At 54.9% G+C, this 15,444-nt stretch carries 14 protein-coding genes; 9 read left to right on the top strand and 5 right to left on the bottom strand.

Annotated elements, in window-relative coordinates:
• Window positions 1-58 precede the first annotated feature (58 nt).
• The 4 genes from ACT3RP_RS17295 to ACT3RP_RS17280 all read right to left on the bottom strand — a co-directional run bounded on the left by ACT3RP_RS17295 (window position 59) and on the right by ACT3RP_RS17280 (window position 4,076).
• Complete coding sequence (locus ACT3RP_RS17295; protein WP_441684165.1) at window positions 59-1,363, bottom strand: MATE family efflux transporter; 1,305 nt, start codon at window positions 1,361-1,363, stop codon at window positions 59-61.
• 17 nt (window positions 1,364-1,380) lie between these two features.
• Window positions 1,381-1,629 carry a YfhL family 4Fe-4S dicluster ferredoxin gene (locus ACT3RP_RS17290; protein ID WP_096278128.1) on the bottom strand — a complete coding sequence of 83 codons (249 nt, stop codon included), beginning with the start codon at window positions 1,627-1,629 and terminating at the stop codon, window positions 1,381-1,383.
• A gap of 72 nt (window positions 1,630-1,701) precedes the next feature.
• On the bottom strand, window positions 1,702-2,196 hold the full coding sequence (coaD, locus tag ACT3RP_RS17285) for a pantetheine-phosphate adenylyltransferase (protein ID WP_441684166.1): 495 nt from the start codon (window positions 2,194-2,196) through the stop codon (window positions 1,702-1,704).
• Entirely contained in the window at window positions 2,193-4,076 is a 1,884-nt protein-coding gene (locus ACT3RP_RS17280; RefSeq protein ID WP_441684193.1) for a beta-ketoacyl synthase, read from the bottom strand. The genes coaD and ACT3RP_RS17280 overlap by 4 nt, the downstream gene beginning before the upstream one ends.
• 209 nt (window positions 4,077-4,285) lie before the next feature.
• Between ACT3RP_RS17280 and trmB the strand changes: the two genes are divergently transcribed.
• The 5 genes from trmB (at window position 4,286) to ACT3RP_RS17255 (ending at window position 10,855) form a co-directional block, all read left to right on the top strand.
• Entirely contained in the window at window positions 4,286-4,951 is a 666-nt protein-coding gene (gene trmB / locus ACT3RP_RS17275) for a tRNA (guanine(46)-N(7))-methyltransferase TrmB (RefSeq protein WP_096278132.1), read from the top strand.
• A complete protein-coding gene (gene dacB, locus ACT3RP_RS17270) occupies window positions 4,948-6,426 on the top strand; it encodes a D-alanyl-D-alanine carboxypeptidase/D-alanyl-D-alanine endopeptidase (protein WP_096278134.1) in 1,479 nt (492 codons plus the stop codon). The genes trmB and dacB overlap by 4 nt, the downstream gene beginning before the upstream one ends.
• Before the next feature lie 34 nt (window positions 6,427-6,460).
• On the top strand, window positions 6,461-6,832 hold the full coding sequence (locus ACT3RP_RS17265) for a diacylglycerol kinase (protein ID WP_441684168.1): 372 nt from the start codon (window positions 6,461-6,463) through the stop codon (window positions 6,830-6,832).
• Window positions 6,833-6,918: 86 nt separating this feature from the next.
• A complete protein-coding gene (gene glnE / locus ACT3RP_RS17260) occupies window positions 6,919-9,891 on the top strand; it encodes a bifunctional [glutamate--ammonia ligase]-adenylyl-L-tyrosine phosphorylase/[glutamate--ammonia-ligase] adenylyltransferase (protein WP_483394224.1) in 2,973 nt (990 codons plus the stop codon).
• A 67-nt stretch (window positions 9,892-9,958) separates the two neighbouring features.
• Window positions 9,959-10,855, top strand: coding sequence for an AEC family transporter (locus ACT3RP_RS17255; protein WP_096278138.1), 897 nt, complete (start codon window positions 9,959-9,961; stop codon window positions 10,853-10,855).
• A gap of 98 nt (window positions 10,856-10,953) precedes the next feature.
• On the opposite strand, the gene ACT3RP_RS17250 is transcribed toward ACT3RP_RS17255, so the two are convergent.
• The gene (locus ACT3RP_RS17250; RefSeq protein WP_096278140.1) at window positions 10,954-11,310 is read right to left on the bottom strand and encodes a hypothetical protein; all 357 of its coding nucleotides are present in this window, start codon (window positions 11,308-11,310) and stop codon (window positions 10,954-10,956) included.
• Window positions 11,311-11,606: 296 nt separating this feature from the next.
• Here ACT3RP_RS17250 and ACT3RP_RS17245 point away from each other — a divergent pair, with 296 nt between their 5' ends.
• From ACT3RP_RS17245 to ACT3RP_RS17230, 4 genes are read left to right on the top strand one after another with little or no spacing between them, the layout of a single operon-like run.
• Window positions 11,607-12,569 carry a metal ABC transporter solute-binding protein, Zn/Mn family gene (locus ACT3RP_RS17245; protein ID WP_483394223.1) on the top strand — a complete coding sequence of 321 codons (963 nt, stop codon included), beginning with the start codon at window positions 11,607-11,609 and terminating at the stop codon, window positions 12,567-12,569.
• A 33-nt stretch (window positions 12,570-12,602) separates the two neighbouring features.
• The gene (locus ACT3RP_RS17240) at window positions 12,603-13,382 is read left to right on the top strand and encodes a metal ABC transporter ATP-binding protein (RefSeq protein WP_096278144.1); all 780 of its coding nucleotides are present in this window, start codon (window positions 12,603-12,605) and stop codon (window positions 13,380-13,382) included.
• Window positions 13,383-13,384: 2 nt separating this feature from the next.
• Complete coding sequence (locus tag ACT3RP_RS17235) at window positions 13,385-14,515, top strand: metal ABC transporter permease (protein ID WP_096278146.1); 1,131 nt, start codon at window positions 13,385-13,387, stop codon at window positions 14,513-14,515.
• Entirely contained in the window at window positions 14,515-15,420 is a 906-nt protein-coding gene (locus ACT3RP_RS17230; protein ID WP_444625089.1) for a metal ABC transporter permease, read from the top strand. Before ACT3RP_RS17235 ends, ACT3RP_RS17230 begins: the two co-directional genes overlap by 1 nt.
• The last annotated feature ends 24 nt before the right edge of the window (window positions 15,421-15,444 follow it).

The raw sequence follows: 15,444 nt of genomic DNA, 5'->3' as shown, positions 1-15,444 counted from the left end.
CACCTTGAAGCTGCACGCTTCATCTCACGTTAGCTTAGTTAACGCTAATTGCCCCGTTTTAGCGCCAGCGGTTTAGCTGGTAGCGGCGATGGTAGTGACGGTGATAGTAATGGATCAATACCGCCGAGCGAACCAGGGTGAACAGAATAAACGATAGCCAGAGCCCATGATTGCCGAGCCCTTGGGTTAGCCACCAGGCGGGTAGGTAAGCGGCAAGGCCGATAAAAATACTGTTGCGCATTTCGCGCACGCCGGTGGTGCCGATAAAGATACCGTCGAGTAGATAGCTCCACACCGCAATCAGCGGCATAACCACCATCCACGGCAGATACTGCGCCGCGGTTATACGCACTTCTTCAAGGCCGGTAAGCATGGCCACCAGCCCATTACCCCCCACGGCGAACAGGCAGGCCGCCGTGCCCGCGGTCCAAAAGGAAAAACGTGCGGCGGCGCGCACGGTAAGCGCAAATTCGCGCCAGTCTTTGCGGCCGTAAGCGCGCCCCACCAGCGATTCTGCCGCGTGGGCAAAGCCATCTAAAGCGTAGCTGGTCAGCATAATAAATTGCAGGAGTACCGCGTTGGCAGCCAGTATGGTGTCACCTTGGCGCGCGCCCTGAGCGGTAAAAAAGGCCATGACGAATAATAGCCCTAGCGTGCGCACGAACAGATTGGCATTAACGTGAAAAAGCGCCGTGTAGGCCGCTAGCGCGAGCAGACGTTCGCGCAAAAAAGTACCTTTCAGCGTGGCTAGCTGGCGCAGTACTAAATAGCCACCGAACGCAAAAGCCGTGTAGTCAGCAATCACGCTGGCCCAAGCGACGCCGTTGCTGGTCATGCCTAGTCCCATCACAAACCATATATCCAGCGTGATATTGACACTATTGGTGAGTAGCAAAATCATTAGGGTAACGCGCGAATTTTGCTGGCCGAGAAACCACCCTAAAATCGCATAGTTAGCGAGAACGGCTGGCGCCGACCAGAGGCGTATTTGGGCATATTCACGGGCTAGGTGGGTGGCCACGTCACTACCATCTAATAGCCATAACCCTAGTGAGATTAGCGGGGATGCAAATAGAATAAGCAGGACGCCGATCACCATTGCCATGATCAGCGACTGGCCCAGCAGGTTGCGCACGTCAGTGTCATTCGCGCGCCCCATGGCTTGAGCAACCAGCCCTGTGGTGCCCATGCGTAAAAAGCCAAACCCCCAGTAAAGGAAGCTAAATAGCATCGCGCCTAGCGTGACGCCTGCTAAATAGCGAGAGTCAGGCAGGTGTCCAACCACGGCGGTATCCACCAGGCCCAGCAATGGGACGGTGATATTAGATAAAATGATTGGCCAGGCGAGGGCCCAAATACGCACGTTAAGGGCTGAGCCGCTTAAGCGGCAGTGATGATGCGGTACTTCGTCATCAGCTGTTCTTGGCTTTCGTGGCGCTCAGGATCGAGTGGAATACAGTCTACCGGGCATACTTGCTGGCACTGCGGCTCGTCAAAATGACCGACGCACTCGGTGCACTGGCTAGGATTGATGACGTAAATCTCCTCGCCTGGGGAAATAGCGTCATTGGGACATTCGGGCTCGCAGACGTCGCAGTTAATGCACTCGTCGGTAATCATCAGGGCCATGGGCGTACCTCGCGGATGGCTGGCGCACTCAAGGGATCAATACCTGAGTGTTTTACTCAACAATGGCGTTGGCTAGTTAGTGTAATGCTTACGCAGCGCCTCGGCGACCTGCGGATGAACTAATGGTGAAATGTCGCCGCCGAGCTTGGCAATTTCCCGCACAATGGTCGAAGAAATATACGAATTTTCTACCGCAGGCGTGAGGAACACGCTTTCGAGCTCCGGATTTTGAGCGCGATTCATATTGGCAAGCTGCAGCTCGTACTCAAAATCGGATATCGCGCGCAGGCCGCGCAGTATGATCGATGCACCCTGTTCGTGCATCATGGTGGTGAGCAGGTTTGAAAAGCCAATTACCTCAACGTTAGGCAGCGCCTCACAAACCGTTTGCGCTAGGGCTATACGCGTTTCCAATGAGAGGTTCGGCCGTTTCCCTGGGCTTTCTGCGACCGCAATCACCACCTTATCGAACAGTCGTGCACCGCGCTCAATTAGGTCGAAATGGCCGTTGGTGATCGGGTCGAAGGTGCCTGGGTAAACGGCGATATTGGCATTGCCGATACTCATGACGACGTTTCCTCATCCAGCCGGCCAAACGGATTGTCGCTGGTTAACGAGATAGCGTGATCGTAGCCGGGAATGTGAATTCGGTCAGCATGGATATCCAGCTCTGGGCCTTCAAGCACCGCTTCGCCAAATTGATAGCGTGGGGCGTAATGGCCAGAATCAGCCTGGGCAAGATAGGCCGCCGCCGTTAGACGAGTTGTCTCGCGACGCTCTTTCCAGGCGCTCACTGCAGCGGCGCCATGGCGCTGAGTCAGCAGGCGCTCAGTCACCGCAGGGGAAAGCACCACGCCGGTGGCATTGTTGCCCCCGAAGCCTTTGGCATTGATAAAGGCGGCATCGGCATGAAATGCCTGCGTCGTTTGCGACAAGCGCAGCCGCTCGGCATAGACATCGTCGGCCACCGCGTCAAGCGTGGGGATTCCCGGTAGCAGGCCGTGGGCAAAGCTGCCTAAGGCGCTCGCTAGCTGGTCGCCTGCAGCTGAACCTTGCGAGTGGCCGATAAACGCTTTAATGGCGACCACGGGCCAATCGGTGATCCCGTTGGCGCGAGCAATTTCATCCAGGACATGAGATTCAGTGGTGCGATTTTTGGGCGTGCTGGTGCCATGGGCGTGCACAAAACTGCGTTCTTTCAGCGCTTTTTCACCAAGCATGTCGCGCACTAGCGCGGCCGCTTTACCCAGGGTGATGTAGTTGCCAATGCCCGGTGCGGAGATCGAGCGCTTATAGCCATCAGCATTGACGAATACATCGGGCACAGCGCCCAAAATGTCGGCGCCGACATCCATCGCTAACGTATCGTCCATTAACATTACGAACTGGCTGGCTTCTGCCATTGTAAAGCCGCAGTTGCGTGCAAACGGCCGACAGGCGCGCTGGTAGTCAGCATCAGTGAGCAGCTCCAGAGCATCTAGCGCTTTCAAGCCTGCATCGTCAGCCAGCGCGCCCATGGCCCGAAAGCCTTCAATAATTTCTGGCGTAATGGGGGCATCGGCGGTGCCTACCATCACTACCCGCCGGCGTCCGGAGCGAATGTCGTCAATGCCAAGGCGCAGGTTATAAAGGAAACTAGCGCAAGCGCCTAATGCTGCGCCGGTGCCGCCTACGCTGCCAAGCACGTAGGCGTTTAAAAAGTCGGCAGGCATTTGGCCATAGCCCAGCGGCATCTGCTTAGACGTAGCGCGTTGGCCGCTCACCAGGCTCTTCAGTAAGCCACCCCAGCCTTGATCGTCCAATTGACCAATAGAGTTCCCAGCGTACACGGCAATATGATCCGGGCTCAGCTGCTGTCGTAGTGCTTCCCAGGAAAGGCCGCTGGCGCCTAAGCAGTCGCTGGCGCCAAACACCGCTAGAGATAATCCGCGAGGGTGGTGCACGCTGCGGTAGAGGCTGGCGGGGTCAAAGCCGCTGGGTAGCTGGGCCGCTGCACGTACTTTAGGAACCTGTGCATCGGGCAGCAGCACCTCTAGCACGCCTGCGGGCACGCTGACCTCTACCTCTCGGGCATCAATGTCGCGCACCTGCCAGTCAGCCGGCAGGTGGTCGGGCAGTTGGCGTCGACGCAGCGTAAAGCGCATCGGCTCAGCAAGATGCATGCTGGCTTGCCGATTAGACGGCATCCCCGGGGCGAGAAAGCGCGGGTCTTCATTGCGGCGGATCAGGGTATGGTTAAGCACCTGTTCACGCAGCGACTCAGCAGGGGCATCTACAGACTGGCCAGACTGATCAAGCCATCCTTTGTCGGAGTGCTGAACAAGACGCATAAGCGCCGCTAAGCCTTCCAGTGTCTGGCGTTGCTGGTCAGCAGGAAGAGCATCAAGCACGGTGCGGCGGAAGGCCTGATGGCCAGATGTTCTGCCTGCGGGATTGATGCCACCCATGCCGACAATCACCGGTAAGTGTGACAAGCCGGGTTCCTCGTGGTGCGATGGTGGTAATAACGGTTTTTGGCAATACTCGGACCGTATAATGACCAGAGTCATGCGCTTCATAAGCAATTAAGGCGTGATGATAGCACCGGGCGCGCAATGGCGTCATGCCGCAAGCGTTCTAGACTGATAGAATCACTGCTTTTCAGCCGAGAGATGGCATGCAGCATAATTCTCGATCAGTGATTTCTAATCAACCTGGCCCTCATCACGATCTAGCGCGCCAAGTCAGCCGAGCGTTAGCGTATCCGCTGCGCAAGCCAATTGCCGACCATACCAAGCGCAGTTTTGCGCAGGCAGCCGAGTGGTTTCAGGCCCGCCAAACGCCGCTGATACTTGATTCAGGTTGCGGTGTGGGTATATCGACACGTCAACTGGCGCTCCAGTTCCCAACCAGAGCGGTGATTGGCGTTGATCGTAGTGAGCATCGGCTGGGTCGTGATCACGGTGACCTGCCGGCGAACGCTCTGCTGGTTCGGGCGGACCTTGTCGATTTCTGGCGACTCGCCCACCAGGCTGGCTGGGCACCCGAGCGTCACTATCTGCTTTACCCTAATCCTTACCCTAAGTCTGGCCACCTAAAAATGCGCTGGCATGGTCATCCTATTTTACCCACACTGTTGGCCCTTGGGGGATGCCTTGAGTTGCGCTCCAACTGGCCAATATATGTTGAGGAGTTTGCTTCAGCGGTGGCTCAGGTGACCGGTAAGCAGTCGAGCATTGCCGAAATTTTCCCCAATGGTGATTATTTAACCCCGTTTGAAGCTAAGTATTCGCAAAGCGGCCAGGCGCTGTGGCGTTTACGCGTTGATTTGGAGCGAACATGACGCATTTTTTTAACCTAGCTGCGCGTCTGCAGCGTGGTATTTCTGTTGTTAGCATCACCACCGCGGCACTGCTGGTCAGTTCCCCGCTGCTTGCCGACTTTAATCGTCTCGGGCAATTAGAAGATAAAGGATTCTCGATCAGCGCTGAGGCGCGACTACTTGACGCTGACTCAAACGCCAATGCGCTGCTGGGTAGTTTGAATCCTGACCGTCAGATGTCTCCAGCGTCGGTGACCAAAACGTATTTAGCCGCTGCGGCGCTGAATCGTTTTGGCCCCCAGCATCGCTTTACTAGCCAATTAGTGAGCTCTGGCCGGGTGGATAATGGCGTGCTGCATGGTGATTTAGTGTTTGAGGGCGGGGGAGACCCGGGCCTGACCACTGAAAATTTATGGCGCCTGGTGCAGCGTTTGCACCTAGCGGGGGTTCGCGACGTTGACGGTGCATTGGTGGTTAGCCAGTGGCGCTTTGGGCCTGTCGATTGCATTACCACTGATCGCTGCAATGCCCTGACCCAGGTCACTAACGCCTATAGCGCACCGCTTTCTTCGGCAGGCGTTGATTTCGGCACCTGGTGCGTTAATGTTGCCCCCGCCGCCGTTGCCGGTGAGCCTGCACGCGTTGGCCTGTGCGACAGCCAGGCACCGTTGATCACCATTGATAATCAGGTGACGACTCGCCCGGCGAACAGCGGCACAGAGATCAGTGCTGAGCGGGTGACGGATGAGCGCGGCGATGTCATGCGTCTCACCGGGCAGATTTCAACCAATGCCAACGCCCAGGATGTCTATCGCGGCGCGGGCGATGCTGCCGAAAAAACAGCACAAGTATTGCTGAGCATGCTCAATCAGGCGGGTATTCAAGTGCGTGAGCCGTGGCGGGTTAGCTCCACCCAGCCGCCCAGCACGGCCCAGCGATTGGCGGCGATCGACGGTCAGCCGCTACAAGAGATACTGCTGCGGATCATGAATTACTCCAATAATTATATGGCTGATGTGCTGGCGCTGGATCTAGTTGAGACGCCACAAGCGCAGCTGCGCCAAGCGGGCCAAGCGGTCGAAGCATACGCTCAGGGTCTGCCTGGGCACGGGCCGTTAACGCTATACAGCGGCAGTGGACTAACGACGGAAAATCGGACGTCTGCGCAAGGTGTGAACGTGATGCTAGAGGACATGTTTCGTCAGAGCGCTCTTTTTCCAAGTTTTGTAGCGGCGTTTCAATCGCCGGCTAATGGGGTGATGCGTTTTATTCGACGTGGCTCAGCGACGTTTCAAAACAATGTCATGTTAAAAACAGGCACGCTAAACCAACCGTTCGCAGTTCGCGCTGCCGCGGGTTACTTTCGTACGGCGGAAGGGCGCTGGGGAGTGTTTAGCGTCCTGGTCAACGGTAACGGCAGTACGCCTTACCTAAGCTGGCCCGAGGTGCTGGATCCGCTGTCTCTTGATCTAGATGCAATGATTTTAGCGAACTGATTCAACTTTACGCTCACAGGGTGAGGCAACGTGTATGAAACCAGGGCATACCGGCTTAACACATTTGGTTCACTCCATGCGTTATTCATGGAAAGGCCTTAAAGCTGCGTTTAGAAACGAATCGGCTTTTCGTCAGGAAGTTGGCATCACGGCGGTTATGCTGCCGTTTGCTTGGTGGATTGGTGAGGGCCCCGTTAGCTGGCTGCTGCTAGTGGGAAGCCTGTTTTTGGTGCTGATAGTAGAGCTGCTCAATAGTGCGATTGAAAATGTGGTCGATCGCATTGGCACCGAGCACCACGAGCTTTCTGGGCGGGCTAAGGACATTGGCTCTGCGGCGGTTATGCTGTCGCTGATTATGGCCGGACTTACCTGGGGGCTGTTAGGTTGGGAAAAATTCTATAGCTAAGTCGGGGTTGGAAGGCCAAGTTTAATAACTAGCTAACTAGGCGAACTTTTTCAACGCTGATAAACGTGCTTGGCAGCGAGGTGATTATGCAAGTGAACAACGATTTTTTACCGTTGTCGACGCTGCCAGCGTCGTTACAAACAGTGGCCCAATCTGCTTGGCAGCGCTTGGTTGAGGCGCTAGCCCAGGCGGATAATGTCGCCGAGCTGACTCAGCAGGAGCTGCCTTCAAGTAGCTGGCAGGGGCTTTCTGAAGCCCGCCGCGAGGCCCTGGCTAGAGTGCTGTCGATCTCAACCTTCTTTGTGGATAGCCTTGCCCGATACCCGCACTGGCTGACTGAGCTTGATGTCGCCGGCGAGCTAGACGCAAATCCAGGGCGCGAGGCGCTGGAAAACTGGCTGAATGAGTCGCTTGAGCGTATCGATGACGAAGAGGGTATGCAGCGAGTAATACGCCGTTTTCGCCGTCAGCGTATGCTGGGCATTATCTGGCGTGATCTTAACCGAGTGCCCAACCACGCCATGTGGGATACCGCCACGGCGGTGTCTGAACTTGCCGAGCTATGCCTTGAAGCTGCGTTAAGCTGGCTTGAGCAGTTTTACGCCACGCGTTGGGGCACGCCCGCTCCACGCAAAGACGGGACGCCCCAGCGTCTGGTGATTTTGGGGATGGGCAAGCTGGGGGCCGGGGAGCTTAATCTTTCCTCTGATATTGATCTTATCTTTGCTTTTCCCGAAAAAGGCGAAACCCAGGGCGGGCGCAAGCCGTTAGAGCATCAGGAGTATTTTACTAAGCTGGGCCAAAAGCTAATTGCCGCGCTGGATGCTATGACCGCCGATGGTTTTGCCTTCCGCGTTGATATGCGCCTGCGGCCACTAGGCGATGGAGGCCCGCTAGTAGGCAGTTTTGCGATGCTTTCCAGCTACTATCAAGATCAGGGCCGCGAGTGGGAACGTTATGCCATGCTGAAGGCACGCCCGGTGGCGGGCGGTGTAGACGCAGGGCGTGAGCTGCTAGCAGGGCTGCGTCCCTTTGTGTATCGCCGCTATCTGGATTTTGGCGCGATTGAGTCGCTGCGCGAGCTGAAAGCGATGATTAATCGCGAAGTAAAGCGCAAAGGTATGCAGAGCAATATCAAGCTTGGCCCTGGCGGCATTCGCGAGGTTGAGTTCGTAGTGCAGGCCTTTCAGCTAATTCGCGGCGGTCGCGATACGGAGCTGCAGGTGACGTCGCTGAAAACCGCGCTCAACCGATTGCCCGAGCTAGGCTTGTTGCCTCAAGCTGTGGTTGATGAGCTACTGCCCGATTACGCTTTTTTACGCGATATTGAGCACGCACTTCAAGCGCTGGAAGATCGCCAGACACAGACCTTGCCTAGCGATGATAGTGATCGTGAGCGGGTGGCCTTTGCCATGGGCCATGAAGATTGGTCTGGCTTGATGGCGCAGCTTGATGAAGTGCGTGAACGGGTGCGCCAGCACTTTGATGCGGTGATCGCGGACCCCGAAGACGATGTCGACGAGGCAAATGATGCCAGCCAGTTGGGTTTGGCTCAGTGGCGGCTAATGTGGCGCGGCGAGTTAGACGCAGACGAGGCCATCGCGCATCTTACCGAGGCAGGTTTTCACGAACCCGAAAAAGCCCTGAAGCGGCTGCAGAGCCTGTATCACTCGCGCCAAGTACAAAGCATGCAGCGGATTGGCTTTGAGCGGCTGGACGCACTAATGCCGCTCTTACTGGATGCCGTGGCGAGTAACGATGCGCCGGACACGGCCCTTGTACGCGTGCAGCCGTTGATAGAAGCCGTCCTACGGCGTACCGCTTACCTTGCGCTATTGCGTGAAAATCCGCATGCGCTTGAGCACCTTATGCACCTGTGCGCTGCCAGCCCCTGGATTGCCGAACAGCTGTCGCGCTACCCCATTTTGCTCGACGAGCTGTTGACGCCGGAGACGCTATATACGCCTGCCGATAAGGCACGCTTGGCGGACGAGCTGCGCCAAACGCTGAACCGCTTGCCCGAAGATGATGAAGAGGCGCAGCTGGAGGCGCTGCGGGTCTTTAAGCATGCCAAAACGCTGCACGTCGCTGCCTCCGATGTTGCGGGTACTCGGCATTTGATGAAAGTAAGTGATTACTTAACCTTTATTGCCGAAGTGATTCTTGACGCGGTGCTGGCGATGGCGTGGAAGCACATTACGCGTAAGCACGGCGTGCCTGAGGGGGTCAATGCCAGTGAGGCCGAGTTTTTAATTATTGGCTACGGCAAGCTGGGTGGCATTGAGTTGGGCTACAGCTCCGATTTAGACCTGGTGTTTTTGCATGATAGCGACGGCAAAGGTGCGACTGACGGCCCCAGGCCCATTGATACAGCGATGTTTTTTACCCGCCTGGGTCAGCGCATTATTCACCTGCTGACGGCGGTGACGCCGGCGGGCAGTCTTTATGAGGTTGATATGCGCCTGCGACCTTCGGGCAATTCAGGGCTACTGGTCACATCATTGAAAGCCTTTGCCGATTACCAGCATCAGAATGCCTGGACCTGGGAGCATCAGGCATTAGTGCGCGCACGGGTCGTGGCAGGCAGCGGTTTACTCGCCGAAAAATTTGGCAGCCTTCGGGGCGACATTTTATCTCGTCAGCGTGATAACGCCGCGTTGCGAGACGAAGTCGTCAAAATGCGTCAGAAAATGCGCGATCATCTGGGCAGTAAAGCCACCAGCGATACGTTCAATGTTAAGCATGATGCGGGCGGGATGGTCGACATCGAGTTTCTTTGCCAGTACGCGGTATTAGCGCTTGCTAACCAAACTCCGGCGCTGCTGACCTACAGTGATAATATTCGGATTTTAGAGAGTCTGACAGAGAGTGGGTACTTACCTTTCGATGAAGCAGAGCGTCTTCGAGAAGCCTACCTTGCCTATCGTAGCGCTACTCATCGTGCAGCGCTGACCGGTGAAAAAACGCGTAGCGATGGTGAGGAATTTAGCCGTCAGCGTGAAATAGTGACGGCCCTTTGGCAGCGTTTTCTTGAGCCGCCCATGGCTAACGATCTCTAGCCAGCCGTCGCTATCAACATAATCTGGAAGAATAAATGATGCTAAGGCGCAAGGCAGGGCGAGCCACATGATTGGGCATATTCTGGGCACGCTGCTGCCGGTGTTTTTGATCGCCGGCTGTGGCGCTGTTTACGGGCGCTACCGCACGCCGGATATTCGCAGCCTCAATACGCTAAACATGGAGCTGTTCGTCCCTCTACTAGTGTTTGCCGTGCTGGCCGACCGCCAGGCGCCGCTAGCCGAATACGCTTGGCTCGCCACGGCGGCAGTTGCGGTGGTGCTAGGGTCGGGGCTGGTACTGTGGCCACTGGCTAAATGGCTATCGTTAGACATCAAAACCTTCCTGCCTCCGATGATGTTTAATAATGCAGGCAATATGGGCGTGCCGCTATTGGTGCTGGCCTTTGGTCCTGAGGCGCTGCCCGCGGCGGTCGTGGTATTTATTGTCGAAATGCTGCTGCATTTTTCGATAGGGATTTACATGCTCAATCCGCGCACGTCGCTGTGGCGCATGCTGCGCATGCCGATTGTCTTGGCGAGTGTGGCGGGCTTAGCCGTGAATATTGGTGATTTAGCGCTGCCGGGCTGGCTGCTAGAGGCCATGCATATGCTGGGCGGGGTATGTATTCCGCTCATGCTGTTTGCATTAGGGGTCCGGCTGCTGGAAATCGACTTTAGCGATTGGCGCACGGGCATGCTGGGGGCGGTGCTGTGTCCGCTTTCCGGATTAGTGATTGCCTTGCCGTTAATGTGGCTGCTGCCACTGAATGCGCTGCAAACGGCCGTGCTGCTAGTGTTTGCAACGTTGCCACCTGCAGTATTGAATTACTTGGTTGCAGAGCAATACCAGCTGGCACCGCAAAAGGTAGCTTCGCTGGTGCTGATTGGTAATTTAGGGAGTTTGGTCGTAATGCCGCTAACGTTAGCCGCGGCATTTACCTGGATATACGCACCCGTATCATAAGGCCTATCTCATAAGCCCCGTGTCATAAAGCATCGCTGCAAGCACGATAACCAATAACAGCGATGCCTGACGCTTAGATGCTTAAAGTGACAGGCTAATTAGCGATCATCTTTTACTTCATAACTACCGTCTAATGCGTCCTGGTGGCCTGGGCGCTGTGATGGCGCATGTGGGTTAGCATAGCCGCCACCGATGTCTTGCGCTTGTTCTGCGCGCATTTGCTCCATGCGCTTTTTCATCTTATGGCGCATAAACGGCATCATCGCCCAGCCAATCAATAAGAAAAACAGACCAAGCACCACGCCGACGATCATTAGCGCTCCAAACGCCAGCCATGTAAAGAGCAGCTTTAAACTGCCGGCTAAACCGGTGGGCTGAGTTTGCGTTGCGCGAGCACGCCATTGGTTAGCCGCTTGCCATGCAGCATTACGTTGGTCGCGATTCATCTGTGGCATTAGAGCCTCCATCATTGACTTGCACAATTGAGTGCACAGTACGCTTTGGAGGCCAGCTTAGCGAATAAGTTCACCTCGGTATGTTGGGCGTATACACAGAGACGTTGCGTTTTACTGAGAGCGCAACTTTGCCAAAAGTTAGCCATTGCTATGTTTGTTTCCATGTGTGAATATAAATTGCTTGAGCTTATCTTGTTGCGAGTTGTTGACTAGCCTCAACGTTCTGGTTTCAGCATCGAGAGCTTTATCGATGTGTTGTGAACATAAGATTTGGACATTCTTGGGGGAAGAGAGCGATGAAGCGAGTAGTAGCTTTACTGGGGATGATGTCCTTTGCACCCTTAATTTCAGCCAATGAGTCACCGCTAAACGTGGTGACAACTATTGGCATGATTGCCGATGTTGCCCAAGAAGTGGGTGGCCAATGCGTTGAAGTAGAAGCGATGATGGGCCCTGGCGTTGATCCCCATCTGTATCAAGCGAATGCCAGCGATGTCGCCATGCTGAGACAAGCAGAGCAAATTCTCTATGCAGGCTATTCCTTGGAAGGCCAGTTAGGCGCTGTGCTGGAAAACTTTTCGCACAGTAAACCGACGCTAGCGGTAGGGCCCTCAGGTATTGATCCCGCTGAGCTTATGACGTCTCAAGATGTGTACGGCATTGACCCCCACTTGTGGATGGACGTTTCGCTTTGGGCGCAAACAATACCTGCAATCAGCGACGCTTTTACGACGGCAAGGCCTGAGTGCCAAGCATCTATCGAAGCCAATGCCACGAAATACGAAGAACAGTTGAACGCGCTGCACGCGTGGGTGGCTGAAAGTATTGAAAGCATTCCAGAGCGTCGGCGCATTTTGGTAACCGCCCACGATGCCTTTGGCTATTATGGGCGCGCTTACGGTATTGAGGTGGAAGGTATTCAGGGGATTAGCACTGAAACCGAAACCGGTATCGCAGATATTCGGAGCATGACCGATGTGGTGGTGGAGCGTGAAGTCCCCGCTATCTTTGTAGAAAGCACGATTAATCCGCGTACCATTCAAGCGGTCATTGATGCAGCTCGCCAGCGCGGGCATGAGGTTGCTATCGGCGGCGAGCTGTATTCCGATGCAATGGGCGATGCCAATACCGCAGACGGTACTTATATCGGCATGATCTACGCCAACACTCGACATATTGTAGACGCGCTGGGAGGCACCTTAGCGCCCATGCCAGACGCGCTTTCTGAATGGGCAAAGCGTTGGGAGATAGCCGAGTGAGGGCACGCAACAGTTTAGCTGCGGAGAGCGTTTATGGTGCGTGATGAGCGTGTCGCGTTAAGTGTTAATGATTTGACTGTCAGCTATCACAGCCAGCCCGTGCTGTGGGATATCAATATCGATATTCCATCAGGTGTTATGGCCGGTATTGTCGGTCCTAACGGTGCGGGCAAAAGCACACTGATTAAAAGCCTGCTGGGATTGGTGCCTTCGCTTTCCGGGGAGGCCTTTATAGATGGAAAATCGTATAAGTCGCAGCGCAAGCGCGTGGGCTATGTGCCCCAGCGTTCAAGCGTTGACTGGGATTTTCCGACCACCGCACTCGATGTAGTGACGATGGGCCTATATGGTCGGCTGGGGTGGTTTAAACGGCCCGGACGCAAGGAACGCGAAGAGTCGCTTGAGGCGCTCGATATGGTGGGGATGCGCGCGTTAGCGGATCGTCAAATCAGTCAGCTATCCGGTGGCCAGCAGCAGCGGGTTTTTCTCGCTCGCGCCCTGGTTCAGAAGGCTGATGTTTATTTTCTTGATGAGCCAATGGCCGGCGTTGATGCGACCACCGAGCGTGCCATTATCGATATCTTGCGGCGTTTACGTGATGAAGGTAAGACCTTGATTGTGGTTCATCACGACCTGCAGACAGTGCGCCGTTATTTTGACTGGCTGCTGCTGTTAAATGTTAGCGTTGTGGCGATGGGTAATGTTGATGACGTCTTTACCGCCGATAACTTACGCAAAGCCTATGGCGGGCAGATTGCCCTGCTAGATGACAGCAATTCACTGATGTTTGCTGCCTCAAAAAGGGATAATTGACAGTGCAGTGGCTAAGCATTTTGCACGACTATACGTTTCAAAACGTGGTGATTGGGGCTGCGTTGTTAGGCCTGATTAGCGGACCGCTGGGAAGTTTTGCAGTGCTGCGACGCCAAAGCCTGCTAGGCGATGCTATTTCTCACGCGGCACTGCCGGGGGTTTGCCTGGGTTTTATTATCGCGGGCAGCCGCGAGATGGGCAGCATTATTGTAGGCGCAATGGTGACGGGCGCGTTAGCCGCGCTATTGATGCTCGTTTTAACGCGTATGAGCAGGCTTAAAACGGATGCCAGTATCGGTATCTGTTTGAGCATTTTTTTTGCGATCGGTCTGGTGCTGCTTACCTATATTCAGGGCAGCAATAACGCATCGCAAGGCGGGTTAGAGTCCTTTCTTTTTGGCCAGGCTGCCGCGACGCTGCGCTCAGATTTATGGCTGATGGGGGGCATTACGTTGTTTTCATTGACGCTGCTTGGCGCTCTATGGAAACAAGCCAAGCTGGTGACGTTTGACCCTGAGTTTGCGCATACCGTAGGGCTGCCAGTGTCGTTGATAGAAGTGCTACTGACCACCATGGTGACGTTGGCCGTGGTGGTCGGGCTACAAATGGTAGGCGTGGTGCTAATGGCCGCCATGATTGTGGCGCCAGCCGTTGCTGCTCGTCAGTGGAGTCGTCATTTGGGAGCCATGGTGTTTATTGCCGCCGGTGTCGGCGTGGTAAGCGGTGTTTCTGGGGCATCGATTAGCGCGCTGTCTCGCGGGCTAGCAACAGGGCCGCTAATTATCCTATCGGCGTCTATTATTGTGCTAATTTCGCTGGCGATAGCGCCACAGCGTGGATTGTTATGGGGGCTGCTTCAGCATCTTCGCCAAGTGTCTCAGCTGCGTCGGCGCCAAATTCTTTATACCCTCTATAAAACCCAGTCAACGCGTGATCAAGAGGTTCACAACTTGCCGTTTAGGCTGAATTTTTCCGCCGCGATAGCGCTTTGGCAGTTACGTCGAAAGGGGTTTTTGGTTAGTCAAAAAACGCCCTGCCTGCCAATGTCGGCAGGGAATCGGTGGCTGTTAACGTCATTGGGCGTTCGCGAAGCACAAAGCGTGATGGCTGAATTGAATGGGAAGACCACCTGATGCTGGACGTGTTTTTCAGTAGCATTGAGCTACAGATAATGGCCGTTGGCGCACTGGTGGGCATTGCATCATCCGCCGTTGGAACGTTTTTAGTGCTCCGCGGGAATAGCATGCTAACCGATGCGATCAGTCACTCCATTGTCTTTGGGATCGTCATTGTGTGGCTGCTGACGCATCAGCAAAGTGGCTGGTTTCAACTGGTGGGAGCTGCGCTGACAGGCCTACTCACGGTGTTTTTAACGGAACTTTTGGCCAATACTAAGCGCGTTAAACAAGATGCGGCCATTGGCCTTGTCTTTCCTGCGCTATTTTCGATCGGCGTGCTGCTGTTAAATCTGTATGCCAACGATGTTCATATCGATACACACACGGTTTTGCTCGGTGAGATTGGCTTCATATGGCTGGATACCACCACGATAGCTGGCTACAACGTGCCGCAAGCCTTGGTGTCGATGGGTATAGTGACGGCTATTAATTACCTGTTTATTATATTGTTTTATAAAGAGCTAAAGCTGGCAACGTTTGACCCTGCATTGGCTAAAACACTGGGCTTTGCCCCGAGTATTCTTTTTTACGTTCTACTGATGCTGACCAGTACCACTGCCGTCGCGGCTTTTGATGCGGTAGGTGCCGTGCTCTTTATTGCCTTTGCCATCGTTCCACCTTCTGCCGCATATCTTCTAACCGACCGTCTGTGGCTAATGTTTCTAATCGGAGCCTTTATCTCGATTGCCTCGAGCGTTACCGGCTACTATCTCGCGGTGCGCTGGAACGTTTCGATTGGAGGCATGATGGCGGTAATGACCGGTGCTTTCTTTGTGTTGGCGTTTATTGGCGGCCCACGCTACGGCATTGTGAGTCAAAAAATTCGCCTCATGCACGCACGTCGCGCGAATGCTCTTTGATACAGGGCGTATCGCGTTACTAAG

It is taken from the genome of Halomonas sp. AOP5-B2-8 (assembly GCF_052376475.1).
GTDB lineage: Bacteria > Pseudomonadota > Gammaproteobacteria > Pseudomonadales > Halomonadaceae > Vreelandella > Vreelandella casei.
The sequence above is the reverse complement of the archived record's forward strand: the minus strand, read 5'-3'. Positions and strand labels throughout refer to the sequence as shown.

Bases quoted from the DNA above. Each gene is read 5' to 3' on its own strand.
- ACT3RP_RS17240 (WP_096278144.1), top strand. From the start codon at position 12,603: ATGGTGCGTGATGAGCGTGTCGCGTTAAGTGTTAATGATTTGACTGTC.
- ACT3RP_RS17250 (WP_096278140.1), bottom strand. From the start codon at position 11,310: ATGCCACAGATGAATCGCGACCAACGTAATGCTGCATGGCAAGCGGCT.
- ACT3RP_RS17230 (WP_444625089.1), top strand. From the start codon at position 14,515: ATGCTGGACGTGTTTTTCAGTAGCATTGAGCTACAGATAATGGCCGTT.
- ACT3RP_RS17255 (WP_096278138.1), top strand. From the start codon at position 9,959: ATGATTGGGCATATTCTGGGCACGCTGCTGCCGGTGTTTTTGATCGCC.
- dacB (WP_096278134.1), top strand. From the start codon at position 4,948: ATGACGCATTTTTTTAACCTAGCTGCGCGTCTGCAGCGTGGTATTTCT.
- ACT3RP_RS17265 (WP_441684168.1), top strand. From the start codon at position 6,461: ATGAAACCAGGGCATACCGGCTTAACACATTTGGTTCACTCCATGCGT.
- glnE (WP_483394224.1), top strand. From the start codon at position 6,919: ATGCAAGTGAACAACGATTTTTTACCGTTGTCGACGCTGCCAGCGTCG.
- ACT3RP_RS17290 (WP_096278128.1), bottom strand. From the start codon at position 1,629: ATGGCCCTGATGATTACCGACGAGTGCATTAACTGCGACGTCTGCGAG.
- coaD (WP_441684166.1), bottom strand. From the start codon at position 2,196: ATGAGTATCGGCAATGCCAATATCGCCGTTTACCCAGGCACCTTCGAC.
- trmB (WP_096278132.1), top strand. From the start codon at position 4,286: ATGCAGCATAATTCTCGATCAGTGATTTCTAATCAACCTGGCCCTCAT.
- ACT3RP_RS17245 (WP_483394223.1), top strand. From the start codon at position 11,607: ATGAAGCGAGTAGTAGCTTTACTGGGGATGATGTCCTTTGCACCCTTA.
- ACT3RP_RS17280 (WP_441684193.1), bottom strand. From the start codon at position 4,076: ATGGGTGGCATCAATCCCGCAGGCAGAACATCTGGCCATCAGGCCTTC.